This window comes from Gordonia sp. L191 (assembly GCF_030077625.1).
In the GTDB taxonomy this organism is placed as follows: Bacteria; Actinomycetota; Actinomycetes; order Mycobacteriales; family Mycobacteriaceae; genus Gordonia; species Gordonia polyisoprenivorans_A.
In genome coordinates, this window is sequence record NZ_CP125996.1 from 119,419 (window position 1) to 134,093 (window position 14,675).

15 protein-coding genes are annotated in these 14,675 nt (G+C 68.1%); 6 read left to right on the top strand and 9 right to left on the bottom strand.

All coding sequences use genetic code 11. From position 1 onward, the window contains the following. Positions 1-7 precede the first annotated feature (7 nt). From QNM97_RS00560 to QNM97_RS00580, 5 genes are all read right to left on the bottom strand, one after another. On the bottom strand, positions 8-1,300 hold the full coding sequence (locus QNM97_RS00560) for an aspartate aminotransferase family protein (protein ID WP_283821125.1): 1,293 nt from the start codon (positions 1,298-1,300) through the stop codon (positions 8-10). A 75-nt stretch (positions 1,301-1,375) separates the two neighbouring features. After that, positions 1,376-2,194 carry an LLM class F420-dependent oxidoreductase gene (locus QNM97_RS00565; RefSeq protein ID WP_283821126.1) on the bottom strand — a complete coding sequence of 273 codons (819 nt, stop codon included), beginning with the start codon at positions 2,192-2,194 and terminating at the stop codon, positions 1,376-1,378. A 91-nt stretch (positions 2,195-2,285) separates the two neighbouring features. Continuing rightward, positions 2,286-2,858, bottom strand: a complete 573-nt coding sequence (locus QNM97_RS00570) for a GtrA family protein (protein WP_283821127.1) — start codon at positions 2,856-2,858, stop codon at positions 2,286-2,288. Between the two features lie 111 nt (positions 2,859-2,969). Then, positions 2,970-3,434, bottom strand: a complete 465-nt coding sequence (locus tag QNM97_RS00575; RefSeq protein WP_283821128.1) for a MarR family winged helix-turn-helix transcriptional regulator — start codon at positions 3,432-3,434, stop codon at positions 2,970-2,972. Next, a complete protein-coding gene (locus tag QNM97_RS00580) occupies positions 3,431-4,036 on the bottom strand; it encodes a DJ-1/PfpI family protein (protein WP_283821129.1) in 606 nt (201 codons plus the stop codon). The genes QNM97_RS00575 and QNM97_RS00580 overlap by 4 nt, the downstream gene beginning before the upstream one ends. Positions 4,037-4,150: 114 nt before the next feature. Here QNM97_RS00580 and QNM97_RS00585 point away from each other — a divergent pair, with 114 nt between their 5' ends. The 5 genes from QNM97_RS00585 to QNM97_RS00605 all read left to right on the top strand — a co-directional run bounded on the left by QNM97_RS00585 (position 4,151) and on the right by QNM97_RS00605 (position 8,795). Beyond that, positions 4,151-5,173: a D-2-hydroxyacid dehydrogenase gene (locus QNM97_RS00585; protein ID WP_283821130.1), complete on the top strand. Its 1,023-nt coding sequence runs from the start codon at positions 4,151-4,153 to the stop codon at positions 5,171-5,173. 16 nt (positions 5,174-5,189) lie between these two features. Then, positions 5,190-6,224, top strand: coding sequence for a TtfA family protein (locus QNM97_RS00590; RefSeq protein ID WP_283821131.1), 1,035 nt, complete (start codon positions 5,190-5,192; stop codon positions 6,222-6,224). A 60-nt stretch (positions 6,225-6,284) separates the two neighbouring features. Further along, positions 6,285-6,845, top strand: a complete 561-nt coding sequence (gene pyrE, locus QNM97_RS00595) for an orotate phosphoribosyltransferase (RefSeq protein WP_208792801.1) — start codon at positions 6,285-6,287, stop codon at positions 6,843-6,845. Positions 6,846-6,848: 3 nt separating this feature from the next. Beyond that, entirely contained in the window at positions 6,849-7,541 is a 693-nt protein-coding gene (locus tag QNM97_RS00600; protein WP_283821132.1) for a TrmH family RNA methyltransferase, read from the top strand. Positions 7,542-7,652: 111 nt separating this feature from the next. Beyond that, positions 7,653-8,795, top strand: coding sequence for a phosphatase PAP2 family protein (locus QNM97_RS00605; RefSeq protein WP_502874969.1), 1,143 nt, complete (start codon positions 7,653-7,655; stop codon positions 8,793-8,795). A gap of 25 nt (positions 8,796-8,820) precedes the next feature. Here QNM97_RS00605 and QNM97_RS00610 read toward each other — a convergent pair whose 3' ends face one another. Together QNM97_RS00610 and QNM97_RS00615 are read right to left on the bottom strand one after the other, a co-directional pair. Continuing rightward, complete coding sequence (locus tag QNM97_RS00610) at positions 8,821-9,585, bottom strand: DedA family protein (RefSeq protein ID WP_283821134.1); 765 nt, start codon at positions 9,583-9,585, stop codon at positions 8,821-8,823. Positions 9,586-9,683: 98 nt separating this feature from the next. Then, complete coding sequence (locus tag QNM97_RS00615; RefSeq protein WP_283821136.1) at positions 9,684-10,400, bottom strand: VTT domain-containing protein; 717 nt, start codon at positions 10,398-10,400, stop codon at positions 9,684-9,686. A 154-nt stretch (positions 10,401-10,554) separates the two neighbouring features. Between QNM97_RS00615 and fbaA the strand changes: the two genes are divergently transcribed. After that, positions 10,555-11,589, top strand: coding sequence for a class II fructose-bisphosphate aldolase (fbaA, locus tag QNM97_RS00620; protein WP_020169950.1), 1,035 nt, complete (start codon positions 10,555-10,557; stop codon positions 11,587-11,589). Between the two features lie 259 nt (positions 11,590-11,848). Here fbaA and QNM97_RS00625 read toward each other — a convergent pair whose 3' ends face one another. Both QNM97_RS00625 and QNM97_RS00630 read right to left on the bottom strand, forming a co-directional pair. Next, positions 11,849-12,472: a hypothetical protein gene (locus QNM97_RS00625; RefSeq protein ID WP_283821137.1), complete on the bottom strand. Its 624-nt coding sequence runs from the start codon at positions 12,470-12,472 to the stop codon at positions 11,849-11,851. Continuing rightward, positions 12,469-14,154 carry an Rv0361 family membrane protein gene (locus QNM97_RS00630; RefSeq protein WP_283821138.1) on the bottom strand — a complete coding sequence of 562 codons (1,686 nt, stop codon included), beginning with the start codon at positions 14,152-14,154 and terminating at the stop codon, positions 12,469-12,471. The genes QNM97_RS00625 and QNM97_RS00630 overlap by 4 nt, the downstream gene beginning before the upstream one ends. Between the last annotated feature and the right edge of the window lie 521 nt (positions 14,155-14,675).

Consider the following 14,675-nt stretch of genomic DNA (forward strand, 5'->3'; position numbering starts at 1 on the left):
GAGCTGATCATGCGCCGAGAACCGAATGCACCGCAGCGCCAAAGCGTTCGATCCCGAGCGCGATCTCGTCGGCGGTGACGACGAGCGCGGGGATCAGGCGCACCACATTGCCCGCAGGACCGCAGGTCAGGGTCAGCAACCCGTGGGCCGTCGTGGCGCGCTGAACCGCGAGTGCGGTCGCGGCGTCGGGCATGCAACGGTCACCGTCTCGGGTGACGAATTCGATGCCGATCATCAGGCCGAGTCCGCGGACGTCGCCGACGGCGTCGAGTCCGGCGGTCACCTCGCGGATACCGGTGAGGAGTTGCTCTCCGCGGATGGCGGCGTTGTCGACGAGGTTCTCCTCGGCGATCACCTCGAGGGTGGCGACCGCGGCTGCCGCGGCGACGGCGTTGCCGCCGTAGGTGCCGCCCTGCGAACCCGGCCAGGCCTTGGCCATCAGGTCGGTGGGTGCGGCGATCGCCGAGATCGGGAAGCCGGAGGCGAGTCCCTTGGCGGTGATCAGGATGTCGGGGCTGATCGGGGCATGCTGGTGGCCCCAGAACCGTCCGGTGCGACCGAAGCCGGCCTGGACCTCGTCGAGGATCAGTAGGATGCCGTGGCGATCGGCGCGCTCGCGTAATCCGGCGAGAAACCTTGGGGGAGTGGGGAGATAGCCGCCGTCGCCGAGGACGGGTTCGATGAGGAAGGCCGCGGTGTCGTCGGGTGCCACGCGTGAGGTGAGCAGGTAGTCGAGTTCGGTGAGGGCGAAATCGACGGCGGTCTCGGTGTCCCAGCCGTAGCGATAGGCGTAGGGGAACGGGGCCATGTGCACCCCGCCCATCAGTGGGGAGAAGCCTGCGGAGAACCGGGTGCCCGCGGTGGTGAGGCTGGCCGCGGCGACGGTGCGTCCGTGGAAACCACCCTGGAACACAACGATATTGGGCCGCGCGGTGGCCATCCGGGCCAGGCGGATTGCGGCCTCGACGGCCTCCGACCCGGAGTTCGCGTAGAACACCGAGTCGAGGCCGAGCGGGAGGACCCCGCCGAGTTTCGCCGTCAGTTCGAGCAACGGCGGATGCATGACCGTCGTGTACTGGGCGTGAATGACCTTGGCGCACTGCTCCTGAGCGGCGGCGACCACCCGCGGGTGGCAATGGCCGGTGCTGGTGACCCCGATGCCGGTGGTGAAGTCGAGGTAGGACTGGCCGTCGGTCCCGTACACCCACGAGCCCTGCGCGTGATCGACGATCACCGGCGTGACCTGTTTGAGGATGGGGGACAGGGTCGCGGTCTGGGTGAGGTGTTCGACGGCGGTCATGGGACCACGGTGACGGCCAATCGTCGGATTGTCAACAATTGGACAGCGACGCCGGAGGTGTGCTCGATGGTGACGTCAGGCGTTGCGCGTGTCGCGCCAGGCGACCAGGTCGCGGATGGGTCCGGGATCCCAGGTCGGGGCCTCGAGTCCGACGGTGAAGATCCGCGTACCGACGGCGTACAACTTCTCCGCCGACGCCGGGTAGTCGTCGAGATCCTCAGGGAAGCGTCCCGGCTTCGGGCTCACCCCGGCCGAGCGCACGATCTCGGCGGGATCGCGCCCGATCCGGGCGCACCAGTCGTCGAGCACGCGGTGCTTGTGGGCAATGGTCTCGGCGTCACCGAAGCCGTGCCAGATGTCGGCGTGCTGCGCGGCGATCCGCAGGGTCACCTTCTCGCCGCCACCGCCGATGAGGATCGGGATTCTGCGCGTGGGAACCGGATTCAGCCGGTCCCAGCGCTCTCGGATCACCGGTAGATCGTCGTCGAGGGTCCGCAAACGTTGTGCCACCGTGCCGAATTCGAAGCCGTAGGAGGTGTAGTCGCGCTCGAACCAGCCGGCGCCGATGCCGAGGATCAACCGGCCCGTACCGTTACGCGCACTGATGTGGTCGACGGTGCGTGCCATGTCGGCCAGCAGGTTCGGGTTCCGGTAACCCACGGACGAGACCAGGACCCCCAACTCCACGTGGTCGGTCGATTCGGCCCAGGCCGCCAGTGTGGTCCAGGCCTCGAAGTGTCGGCCGTCGGGATCGCCGGACAACGGAAAGAAGTGATCCCACGTGAGGAGCATGTCGGCGCCGAGTTCCTCGACCAGCGCCGCGGCACGACGCAGATCGGCGAACGAGGCGTGCTGGGGCTTGACCTGAACGGCGATGCGCGCCCGCTGTGTCATGGGACCAGCCTAGGGGCCTTGGCAGATTCTGGTGCCCAGGCCGAGATGCCCAGCCGCGTTGTGCAGACGGGTGGTGCTCAGACGGCGGTGTTCAGACCGGGGTGCCGGCGTCGACGGGAGCCGGCTCCGCCGGCGAGCGGACCGCCCGGAACGTCCAGAGCTTGTTGACGATGAAGTTGATCGGCATCGTGATGACGATCGTGATGATCTGCGCCCAGTACTCGCGGGAGTGCAGCCCGGCGGCCTCGTGGAAGAACGACGACGAGAGGTAGAGCGGCGAGGTGGGGTTGGTGAAGCCCACCTTCAGGAACAGTCCGACGATCGCGGCGACACTGCCCACCGCGAGGAACGGCCAGAATTCCGACCACCACGTCGCATGCCGGGAACTCTTGAAGGTCCACGACCGATTGAGCTGGAAGTTGACGAAGTTGGCCACGAGGAACCCGACGATCCACACCAGCACGGTGAAACGCACGTTGTAGGCCGAACCCGGAATATGCCAGATCACATTGAACGCGTTGGCGGTACCGCCATGCGCCTTGTTCATGAGGACCGCGACGATCATGTTGACGACGACCCCGGATGCGCCCACGATGCCGAAACGGGCGAATTGCCCGAGATTTCTCATATGGGTGGCATATTTGTCGTCCAGCGTCGCGATCACCTAGGGCAATATACGCCACGGAATTCCCGAACCCTGAATTGTGATCTGGGACACAGTGGATGTGGAAGTGGCTGGTACCCGCGGCGATGGATATTGCAGGTTGTGTCGAACTCACATTTCGCCGGGGTCATTATCGATCTCGGCAAGTGATGCGCTGAGCAATTCGAGGGCGGTAAGAGCGGCGTGCCATTGATCGGGTCCGAGGTGGGCAGCGATGCGGGCGGCCGTGGCGCGGTGCTGAGGGTTGATGTCGTTGATCGCAGCGAGCCCGGCGCCGGTGGGGGCCACCAGCTCTGCGCGCGCGTGTGCCGGATTCGTGCGATATTCGACGAGCCCCTCTGCGGCCAGGAGGTCGTCGGTGCGCTGCACGCTCTGGCGCGTGATGCCCATGGCGCGGGCGATGTCGGAGACGGTCAACGGGCTCGGCAGCACCGCCCCGAGGACCTGCCACCGTGTTGCGGTGAGCCCGGCCGGCCGGGCGAGTTGTTCGGCGAGAGCGAGGAACTGGCCATTGAGCCGGAATGCGGCGAGCGCACTTCGGCTCAGTAGTTCCTGGGACGTCGGATGATCGGTCACTGCTGTCCCAGGGCGAGAAATCCGGCCGGATCGTGATGCGCATAGAGCCGATACCACGCGTCAAGCACGGCGTCGTCGTAAACACCCAAGCGGGCGAACACCTCTCGTGCGAACTCGATCGGCGCCACCGCGCCCGCTGTGATGACCTCTCGGTCGGTGACCGCCGCGAGGTCGAGATACCGGTCGGCTCCGCAGTAGCCGGTGGCCGCGAGCTGTTGTGGTGCATTGCTGGTGTGCGCGCGGTTGTCGAGTAGCCCGCCCCTCGCGAGTCCGACTGTGGCACCACAGATTGCGGCGACCGGAATCCCGGCGTCGAGAAACCGTCGGGCGGTGTCGATGAATTCGTCGTTCCCGCTGTCCCACGTCTGTGCGCCCGGAAGTACGAGCATCGCGCTCGCGGCCGGATCGACATCGTCGAGTGCGATGTCGGGAGTGATCGTGACACCGCCGAGCGTGGTGATCGGATCGGCGGTCGCGCCCACAGTCTGGATCCGGAATTCGCCCGGCGTGCGCTGGAATTCGGGGTTGTTGACGCCGGCGGCGAGATAGCCGTACTCCCAGTCGGCGAGCGTGTCGTAGACAGCGAGGTGGACGGTCTGCATGGCTGCTCCCTGTCGATGAGGTCCGGGTCCTGCGGTCCACGCTCACTAGGACAGCATCATGTCAATATGACAACACGCTGTCATTACTGCGGTGCTCGCCGCTACGTTGGAGCCATGGCAACCGGAGACACCGAGGTCCGTCCCGTGATCGCCCTGTTGGGCTCGCCCGACGTTCCGTCGCCGACCGATCTCGCGGCGCTCGAGGACATTGCCGACATCCGGCACACGACCGCCGACGAACTCGGCTCGGTGCTGCCGGGCGCCGACGTGCTGGTGGTGTGGGACTTCTTCTCGCGCGCACTGCGGGACAACTGGGTCCACGCAGACGCGCTGCGGTGGGTGCACGTGTGCGCGGCCGGGGTGGATTCGCTGCTGTTCGACGAACTGACCGACTCCGATGTGGTGGTGACCAACGCCCACGGCGTCTTCGATCGCCCCATCGCGGAATTCGTCCTCGCCTCGATCCTGGCCCGCGACAAACTCCTGCACGAATCGATGCGCCTACAGGCGCGTCGTGAGTGGCGCTGGCGGGAGACGCGCTCGACCACCGGGACGTCGGCCCTGGTCATCGGTACCGGTGGCATCGGCCGCGAGATCGCTCGGCTGCTGCGCGCGGTCGGAATCGAGGTCACCGGCGCCGGACGACGCGCTCGGGACCACGACCCCGACTTCGGCGTGGTCCACGAGACCGCCCACCTGTCCGAGTACGTCGGCGAGTTCGACACGATCGTCGCGATCGCGCCGCTGACCGCGGCGACGCGCGCCATGATCAACGCCGAGGTGCTCGCGGCGATGCGCGACGACGCCCATCTGATCAACGTGGGGCGCGGCGACCTCGTCGACGAGCCGGCATTGATCGAGGCGCTGCAGACGGGCGAGATCGGGGCGGCATCGCTCGATGTGTTCGTCACCGAACCCCTGCCCGCCGACAACCCGCTGTGGGGGATGGACAACGTCGCGATCTCGGCGCATCTCAGCGGTGACGTCGTCGGATGGCGTGACGTGCTGAGCACGCAGATCCTCGATAACCTGCGCCGATACATCGACGCCGGTGATGACGACCTCGAAACGCACCTCGACAACGTCGTCGACAAGGCCCGGGGGTACGTCGTGCGGCGCGACCCGCACACACCCTGAAGTAGTCTGTAGCGCGATGACCATCGTCTACTTCGTGATCGCCGCCATTGCCTTGGCCGGGGCGGTGGCCCTGCTGTGGCTCGATCGCCGCCGTTCCTCGGTCACGAGGCACCAGCGAGCGATCTGGGGCGACGAGCACGACTTCAAGTTCCGCGAGACCGACACCAAGCTCCGTACGGTGTTCCGCCGCGCCACCATGAACGCCCCCGACACCGTCACTGTGGAGAACGTCGCCTACGGGCACTACGGCGGTGCCGAGGCCGTCGTCTTCGACCTCTCCGAGACCGCCACGGTGATCGCGGTCCGCCGGTCGACACCGTCCGCCGTCGTGGTCGACCTGCGGCACGAGGACGTCCTCGCCCCCGCCGAGGAGGACGTGGAACTGCTCGGCGCGATGGGCCCGCGCGTGATGTTCTCCAACAACCTCGACGCCGCCCGCCGCGTGTGCGATCGGCGTATGGTCGCCCTGGCCAACAAGGCCCCGGCCTACGTCGAGGTGCTGTGGAACGAGGGCAACTGGGCCCTGGGGTCGCTACCGCTGACCGACGACGCCACCGAACTCGACACCGGCCTGGAGGTCGTGCGGCGCTTTGCCGACCTCCTGCGGGTGCTGCCGCCGCTGCGTGAGCCGCAGGATGCCCCCGACCCGCGGGATCCGCACGGCCCGACCCGTGCCGAGCTGGCCGACGAGAAGACCGAGAACATGCGCGACAAGAACCGGCGCGCACGTATGGAGGCCGCAGCTCGTGACGGGGCGGAGCGTGACGGGGCGGGCTCCGACGCCGCCGTGCCGACCGCGCTGCGCAAGCCTGCCGAGGTGGCACCGCGGCCGCGACGTGCCGCCCCGCCTGCCGAAGGCCGCCCGGCTCCGGCCGATCCCCGGCCCGCCGGCCGTCCGATGGCGCCGATGCCGGTGCGCGGCAAGGCGACCCGTCCACCGGAGACCGACGAGGACGTCGATCTCGACGACGACGTCGCGCCGCCGACGCGACAGGCGCGGACCGGCCCGAGCGAGATGCCGTCACGGCGAAACCGCCACCGCCGCAACTGATCACACGACCGACCCGTTGGGGGTCGGTGTCCGATCCGCGAGAAGAGAGCGAGTTCTGTAGTGTCCGCACCGATTCCGTCCGTCGATACCGCCGATCGCGAGGTGCTCGCCGAACTGGTCAAAGAACTCTCGGTGGTGCACGGCAAGGTGACGCTCTCGTCGGGCAAGGAGGCCGACTACTACGTCGACCTGCGCCGGGCAACGCTGCACCATCAGGCCTCGCCGCTGATCGGCACGCTCATGCGTCAACTCACCGCCGACTGGGAATACGACGCCGTCGGCGGACTCACCCTGGGCGCCGACCCGGTGGCGACGTCGATCATGCACGCCGGTGGCCGTGCCATTGACGCATTCGTGGTGCGCAAGGCCGCCAAAACCCATGGGATGCAACGTCGGATCGAAGGACCCGACATCTCCGGGCGACGCGTGCTGGTCGTCGAGGACACCTCGACCACCGGGGCGTCACCGTCGACCGCGGTCGAGGCGGCACGTGAAGCCGGCGCGACAGTGATCGGTGTGGCGACCGTCGTCGATCGAGATACCGGCGCCGACAAGGTCATCGAGGCGCTCGGCGTGCCCTACCGGTCGCTGCTGACGCTGGCCGACCTCGGCCTCGCCTGAGGCGTGGCAGACGACGACCCGCAGCCGACCCCCGACGAGCCCGGTCCGACGGAGTGGCAGTTCGGGTCGGCGCCGGCGGTCGGGGTGGGGCCCTGGGCGGCCGAGCACGACGGTCCGCCGCCGGATGACGCGCGCTACGACGCGCACCTGCTGGCAGCAGGCGACACCCGCAATGTCGTTGACGCCTACCGGTATTGGACGCGCGAGGCGATCGTCGCCGACATCGACTCCCGGCGACATCCACTGCATGTGGCCATCGAGAACTTCGCCCACGACGCCAACATCGGCACCGTGGTGCGCACCGCCAACGCCTTTGCGGTGGCCGCGGTGCACATCGTCGGGCGTCGACGCTGGAATCGCCGCGGCGCCATGGTGACCGACCGCTATCAGCACCTCGAACATCACGACACCGTCGCCGACCTGATCGCGTGGGCGCGCGAGAAGGATCTGAAGGTCGTCGCCGTCGACAACACCCCCGGCGCGCAGCCGTTGGAGACCGCCCAACTGCCGCGCGAATGCGTGCTGCTGTTCGGTCAGGAGGGCCCGGGCGTCAGTGCGGATGCGCAGGCACAGGCCGATCTGACCGTCTCGATCGCACAGTTCGGCTCCACCCGCAGCATCAACGCCGGGGTGGCCGCCGGAATTGCCATGCACGCGTGGATTCGTCAGCACGCCGACCTCGGGCAGGCCTGGTAGCCGCACTCGGCTGCCCAGCCCGGGTGACGGGGCGGCGCCCGGATGACGGAGCGGCGAACGAGACATGAACACCCGCCCCCACCTTGCCCGAAGAGTCGGACATCAGTCAGAGTGATGGCCATGTCGTTGCGTGTGCGCTCGGTCCTGCTCTCGATGTTCGCTGTGCTTCTGATGGTCGGGGCACCCGTTGCGCACGCGGCGCCGGCACCGGCCACCGCGCCCGCGGGATTCTCCACCGCGCAGCTCGTCGGTCCCTTCGCCTCCGACGTACCGCCGGGCGGAACGTATCTCCCGGAACTCGACGGCTTCGCGGCGCTGCGCGCCCAGCGGCCCGACCTCATGAAGCAGAATCTCGCAAAGGTGGTGTCGGTCAACAACTCCGCGACACCGGCCCAGCAGGCCGACGCCGTCGCGATCAACTACGACGACCGGATCGTCTCCCTGTCACAGGCCTTGGGCACCAAGGTCGGTACCGCGTTCCGGCAGCTGCTGGCCGCGGGCAAACTGCCCAAGGTCGCGCAGTTGGTCAAGGGCGACACCGCGCGCGCCGGAATCCCGTTGCAGACCACGCTGATCGAGAAGCAGTACTACAACAATCCGCGGCCCTTCGTCGTCGCGCCCGCACAGATCAAGCGCTACAACCGGCCCGGCTCGGATCTCTACGGCGACCTCGCCGGCAACGGCTCGTACCCGTCCGGCCACTCCAGCCAGGCGTTCTGGCAGGGTGCGCTGCTGGCCTACTGGCTGCCCGAGGCCGGACCGCAGATCCTCGCCCAGTCCGGCCGCATCGGACTCAGTCGCATGGTGCTCGGCGTGCACTACCCGCTCGATGTGATGGGCGGCCGGATCATGGGCCTGACCGTCGCCTCCGAGCGGCTCTCCGATCCCGCATTCGCCCGGCTCGTCGACGCCGCCGGCGATCAGCTGCGCGAGCAGCTCCGGACCGCGCTCGGTGAGCCGGTGGCCCGGGCGCTCGCCGACGACCCGACCGTGGCGCCGACGTCGCAGGCGGTGTCGAATGCCCAGGAGCTGATGACATTCGGATTCCCGCGGATCTCCCCGAACCAGGTGAACGCCATCCCGACCCAGGCCGCGGCACTACTGCGCTCGCGATTCCCGCACCTCAGTGACGCTCAACGCCTCGACATCCTGCGACGCACCGCCATCCCCGCCGGCTATCCGCTGGATCAGGCCGGTGCCAACGGGGGATGGGTGCGCATCGACCTGGCCGCGGCGTACGCGGTGAGCGGATAGCGTCCGACCGGCCGGCGCCGTCGACTCAGACGGTGTCGGTCCGCCGGTCGTCGGCGGGCGATGCAGTGACGTCGGCGGCCGTGGCATCGGTGGACAGGGCGTCGGCGGCCGGGGCGCGCTTGGCGGCCCGGCGCCTGCGGTACCACTCGATGAGCATCGGTGCGATCGACAGGATGACGATCAGGATGAAGATCGGTTCGATGAGCTTCTGGATGACCTCGAACCGTCCGAGCCAGTAGCCGAGCAGCACGATGCCCGCACCCCAGACGATCGCGCCGACCACGTTGTAGACGGCGAACACCGCCCACTTCATCCGGGCGGCGCCGGCGACGATCGGAGCCAGTGTGCGCACGATCGGCACGAAGCGCGCCAAGAAGATGGTGATCGGCCCGTGCTTCTCGAAGAACTCGTTGGCCTCGACGAGGTAACGCTCCTTGAGGAACCGGGCGTCGGGCTTGAACATCTCGGTACCGATGAAGCGGCCGATCCAGTAGCCGATCTGACCGCCGATGATCGCCGCGATCGGAATGAAGACGAGTAGCTGCCACAGTGAGGCGAACTTGTCGATGCCCTCGGTGCCGCCCGCGCCCGCGGCGACGACCATGCCGGCCACGAACAGCAGCGAGTCGCCCGGTAACACCGGGAACAGGACGCCGGATTCGATGAGGATCACCAGGAGCAGACCCCAAAACGCCCAGGCTCCGAACCAGCTGAGCACGTTGATGGGGTCGAGGATGCCCGGCAACGCGACCACGGTGGTGGTGGTATGGGCAAGTGCGGAGTCGATCACGGGTCACCAGGCTACGCGGGCAGCCTGAGGGTTAGCCAGATGGATGCTGGCGGGTCGGTGTGTGGCGTTGGGGACCGGACGGGGGGCCGGCGTGCGGGTCAGGAGCGGTCGGCCGGCGTGGGTGAGGCCACCGGCTCCTCGGTGATCGCCCGACGCGACCGGAGCACCCGCTTGACGACCTCGGAGATGATCGGCAGCACCGAGACGAACACGATCAACAGGAAGATGTAGTCGACGTTGTCGCGGATGAACGCGATCTGGCCGAGGAAATACCCGAGCAGCGTCACCCCGGCACCCCACAGGATCGCGCCGACGACGTTGTAGGTGAGGAAGATCGAGTACCGCATCTTCGCCGCACCGGCCACGAGCGGGGCATAGGTCCGCACGATCGGGACGAAGCGCGCCAGCACGATGGTGATCGGACCGTGCTTCTCGAAGAACTCGTGCGCCTCGACGATGTACTTCTCCTTCAGCACCTTCGCGTTCGGCCGGAACAGGGAGTATCCGAGGCGATTACCGATGAGATAACCGACCTGGTCACCGAGGAAGGCGGCGATCGGGATGGTCACCAGCAGCACCCACAACGGTGCGAACGGCTCGATGTCGGCGGACTTCGCGGCGACGATCAGCCCCGCGGTGAACAACAGCGAGTCGCCCGGAAGTAGCGGGAACAGCAGGCCGGACTCGATGAAGATGACCAGCAGCAGGCCCGCGAGAATCCACGTGCCGAACGAGTTGAGCAGGTTGACCGGATCGAGGAACCCCGGAAGCAGGGCCAAATTTGTCGTTTTTGCGGCAAATGCGAATTCGGTCACGGGTCCCGAGGGTACCTGGCGGAGGCGAGCGTTCGCAGAACCTGCCGGTCGGCGACCCTCGGACGCCGCTGCGCGCGGTGTGAGCGACCTTGCCATACTGAACAGGAGTGACCCGACTCGAAGCGTGAAACCTTATCCGGTTGGAGGACGTGAAATGCCCATTGCAACCCCCGAGCAGTACGCCGAGATGTTCCAGAAGGCAAAGGAGGGTGGCTACGCGTTCCCGGCGATCAACTGCACGTCGTCGTCGACGATCAATGCGGCCATCAAGGGCTTCGCGGACGCCGGCAGCGACGGCATCATCCAGTTCTCGACCGGCGGTGCAGAATTCGGTTCGGGTCTCGGTGTCAAGGACATGGTGACCGGTGCGGTCGCGCTGGCCGAGTTCGCCCACGTCGTCGCCGCGAAGTACGACGTGACCATCGCGCTGCACACCGACCACTGCCCCAAGGACAAGCTCGACACCTACGTCCGGCCGCTGCTCGCGATCAGCCAGGAGCGCGTCGACGCGGGCAAGGACCCGCTGTTCCAGTCGCACATGTGGGACGGGTCGGCGGTCCCGATCGACGAGAACCTCGAGATCGCGCAGGAGCTTCTGGCCAAGGCCGCCGCAGCCAAGATCATCCTGGAGATCGAGATCGGCGTCGTCGGCGGTGAGGAGGACGGCGTCGAGGCCGCGATCGACGACAAGCTGTTCACCACCCCCGAGGACTTCGAGAAGACCGTCGCCGCGCTCGGCGTCGGCGAGAAGGGCAAGTACCTGCTGGCCGCCACGTTCGGCAACGTCCACGGTGTGTACAAGCCCGGCAACGTGAAGCTGCGTCCCGACGTGCTGAACACCGGCCAGGAAGTGGCGACCAAGAAGCTCGGCCTGGCCGACGGCTCCAAGCCGTTCGACTTCGTCTTCCACGGTGGCTCCGGCTCGCTGAAGAGCGAGATCGACGAGGCCCTGAGCTACGGCGTCGTCAAGATGAACGTCGACACCGACACCCAGTACGCCTACACGCGTCCGGTGGCCGGCCACATGTTCAGCAACTACGACGGTGTGCTGAAGGTCGACGGCGACGTGGGCAACAAGAAGACCTACGACCCGCGTGTGTGGAGCAAGAAGGCCGAGACCTCGATGAGCGAGCGCGTCGTCGAGGCCTGCACCGACCTCAAGTCGGTGGGTAAGTCGATCAGCGCCTGAAGTAATTGAGCGCTCTCCGGTGAGCATCCCCGGGGTGTCGGCGGCGGCGTCCGGTGAATCCGGGCGCCGCCGTTGTGCTTTCACACCCGCCGACGGCGCTCCGGATTTCGCCGACAGCGCCTCCAGTTCGCCGACAGCGCTCTGGATTTCGCCGACAGCGCCCAGGTGAGCGCTGTGGGCGTGGGGGAGAGCGCTGTGGGCGTGATGCTGGGCGCTGTCGGTGTGGGGGAGAGCGCTGTCGGCGCGGGCGGGCGGGACCTCAGAGAGTGAGGATGCCGACGAGGACGGCGACCGCGAGTAAGACCATCACGATCGCCGCACCGATGACCATCGGGTCGGGGCGACGGTGCCGGTGGGCTCGACTCTGTGCGTTGCGTGACGACGCGGAGCGCGAGGAGTCGGGCCGCGCTGAGCTGGGGCGTGACGTAGCACCCCGGGCCGCGTCGGGTGTCGGCGGCTGCGCGTAGGGCAGCGGGCCGGCCTGCGCCGCAGGTGCCTGCGGCGGGACGTGGCCCCGCAGTGGAGGAGCCTGCATCCGGCGCGGGTTCGGTTCACCCGACACCGGTGGCGCGGGAGTGACGAGGGGCTCGATGGCGCGGGTGAAGACGCTGTCCACCTCCGCCGGGGGCGGCCCCCAACCGGCTGCCGATGCAGCGGGGAGTACCGAATTCTGTTGTGGGACAGGTCGATCAGCGTGATGTGCGCCAGGCACGGGAGGTCGGCCGTTGGGTACCGCCGGGCGCACCCCCATCGGCAATGGCGGACGGTCGGGAGGCGGCGCCGGACGCTGGTGACGACCCTGACCGTCGAATGGTCGAGTGGGCACCGCGTCGGCGCCGGCGTCGTCCGCCGGCGGATCACCCGCGGTGCGCTCGTCGGTCACTGCTGGTCGCAGACCTTCCAGTTGTCGCCCTGCTTCTGCAGGTTGATCGCGACGCGTTGCGGCTGGTTGGGCGTACTCGTGTTGACGGCTGTCACCTCGACCAGCGCGGTGTTGCCGTCGACGCGGACGGCGTTGATGCTCTCCACCTTGACCAGTTCGTTGCGGGCTTTCTGTGACTGGTAGAGCTTGGTCCAGTCGCCGTCCTGCATGTTCTGGTAGTAGGCGAGCTTGTTGCCGCAGGTGACGTTGCGCAATGTCTGCAGGTCGCCGTCATAGACGGCATTGCCGTAGGTCTTCGCGGCGTCGGCGGCGGCGTCCTCGGGTGCCTGCGGGCGTAGCTGGAAGTACGCGAAGACGCCGATGACGATCGCGGCGATCACGACCACCGCGGCGACCGCCGAGACCAGAATGCCCGTGCGACGGCGGCCGCCGCCCGACTTTGCCGGCTTCGGCTGCTTCTCCTGATCACCGAGGATGACCTGCGGTTGGTGGGCCGTGGTCGACCAGCCCTGGGTGGCAGCGGTCCCGGTCGCGGCGGCTGCGCCTGCGGCGACAGCACCCGCTCCGGCCGCTGCGGCGGCGGGCTTGGTGAGGATCTGCGTCTTCGAGTCGTCCGCCGGAACCTGCTCGGCCCCGGTCTCGTCGGCCCCAGCCTCTTCGGCCCCGATCTCGTCGGCAGGCGTTTCGGTCGCGGCCGATGCTGCCGGCAGCTTGGCGGTCTCGGCCTCGCTGGACTCGGTGTCGGCGGACTCGGTGTCGGCGGACTCGGTGTCGGCGGAAGTCTCGTCCCACTCGTCGTCCGCCTCGACGGTCTCGGCTTCTTCGGCGTCGACCTTGTCGGCGATGTCCTCGTCGATGAGCGCCTCGTCCGCATCGGCCTCGGCGAGATGCTCCTCGGTCTGGTCGGAGTCGGCCTCGGTCTCCTCGTCCGACTCCGCAATCCCGGCGGCAGGCTCCTCGGCGTCGGGGGTCTCGGAAGCAGGGGTCTCGACGGTGGAGTCCTCGGAAACCGCAGACTCGGCCTCGCTCACCTCGGTATCCGGGCCGGCCGGTTCGTCGGAGTCCGACGCGACGGGCTCGGTTGCGGCCTGCTCGGCGGCTGGTTCTTCGGTGTCCGGGGCAGTCGTCGCAGCGTCATCCGTCCTAGCGTCGGCTTCGCTCGTGTCGGTGTCTTCGGTATCGGCGTCGTCGTTGTCCGAGGACGTTGCGGCGACCGCTGCGGCGGTACCGGCGGCAGCGGCACCTGCCGCGGCGACGGTTGCCGCAGCCCTGTGGTCGCCGTCGGTATCGGTCTCGTCGGAGTCGGTCTCTGGGCTGGTCTCGTCGGCGGGAGTCTCGTCGGTCCGCTCGGAGTCGGCCTTCTCCGGGTCCGTGCCTTCTGTTTCGGCTGCTTCGTCGGGTGCCGACGCGGTGTCGGAGTCCTCGTTGGGTCGAGTGTCAGCGGACTGCTCGGCGGCCGCCTCCGCAGGCACCGACTCCGCGGTGTTCTCCGCAACTGCGGCGCTCTGTTCGGTCGCGTCCTCGGCGCCGGAAGTCGCGGCGCTCTCGTCGCGCGCACCGCCGTAGGGATCGACGTTCTCGAGATCCTCGAGGTCGGCGGCGTCGGGAAGGTTGGATCGGCTGATGACCTTGGTCGCCGAGTCGATGCCACGTCCCCCGCGCGGCCTCGGGTGTTCGGTCACCTTGTCTCCTGTATCCGTGGTGTCGGCCGAATCCGGCGAGGTGGTGTCCGTGTCACTGCGGACGGCGTTGTCACTGCGGACGGAGTTGTCCTGGTCGTCCGGTCGCCCGGATGCTGCAGGTCGCGCGGATGGTGACGCGGTGCGAGGCGGTCCGGCGGGTGGCTGCGTGCGGAGCGGACGCGTCTGGGCATCCGGGCCGGAGGCAGGGGTGCCGGTGGATGTCGGGCGCGAGACACCGGGTGCGCCGGTCGGACGGGGTGGCACATTCGCTGCCGGCCGCGGCCCGGAAGCGGTGGGCCGCGGGGGCCGGCCGACGTCGGCGGGGTCGGACCCCCGTGATTCCCGCATCTTGCGCAGCTTCGAGAAAGCCCTGGTGACAGCTGACTTCCGGTCGTCAGACTGCGCCATCGGTCATCACCCAACCTTCCTCGAACACCACGCTCGAAGTTTGCCCACGAGAAATCCGTCCAACACCGAGAACGGCATCACACAACGTCACGCCACGAAGTGCGTCATTCACA

What these genes read in the sequence shown, in the direction of transcription:
- QNM97_RS00580 (WP_283821129.1), bottom strand. Translation starts at nt 4,036, where the DNA reads ATGCAGACCGTCCACCTCGCTGTCTACGACACGCTCGCCGACTGGGAG.
- QNM97_RS00590 (WP_283821131.1), top strand. Translation starts at nt 5,190, where the DNA reads ATGACCATCGTCTACTTCGTGATCGCCGCCATTGCCTTGGCCGGGGCG.
- QNM97_RS00565 (WP_283821126.1), bottom strand. Translation starts at nt 2,194, where the DNA reads ATGACACAGCGGGCGCGCATCGCCGTTCAGGTCAAGCCCCAGCACGCC.
- fbaA (WP_020169950.1), top strand. Translation starts at nt 10,555, where the DNA reads ATGCCCATTGCAACCCCCGAGCAGTACGCCGAGATGTTCCAGAAGGCA.
- QNM97_RS00560 (WP_283821125.1), bottom strand. Translation starts at nt 1,300, where the DNA reads ATGACCGCCGTCGAACACCTCACCCAGACCGCGACCCTGTCCCCCATC.
- QNM97_RS00585 (WP_283821130.1), top strand. Translation starts at nt 4,151, where the DNA reads ATGGCAACCGGAGACACCGAGGTCCGTCCCGTGATCGCCCTGTTGGGC.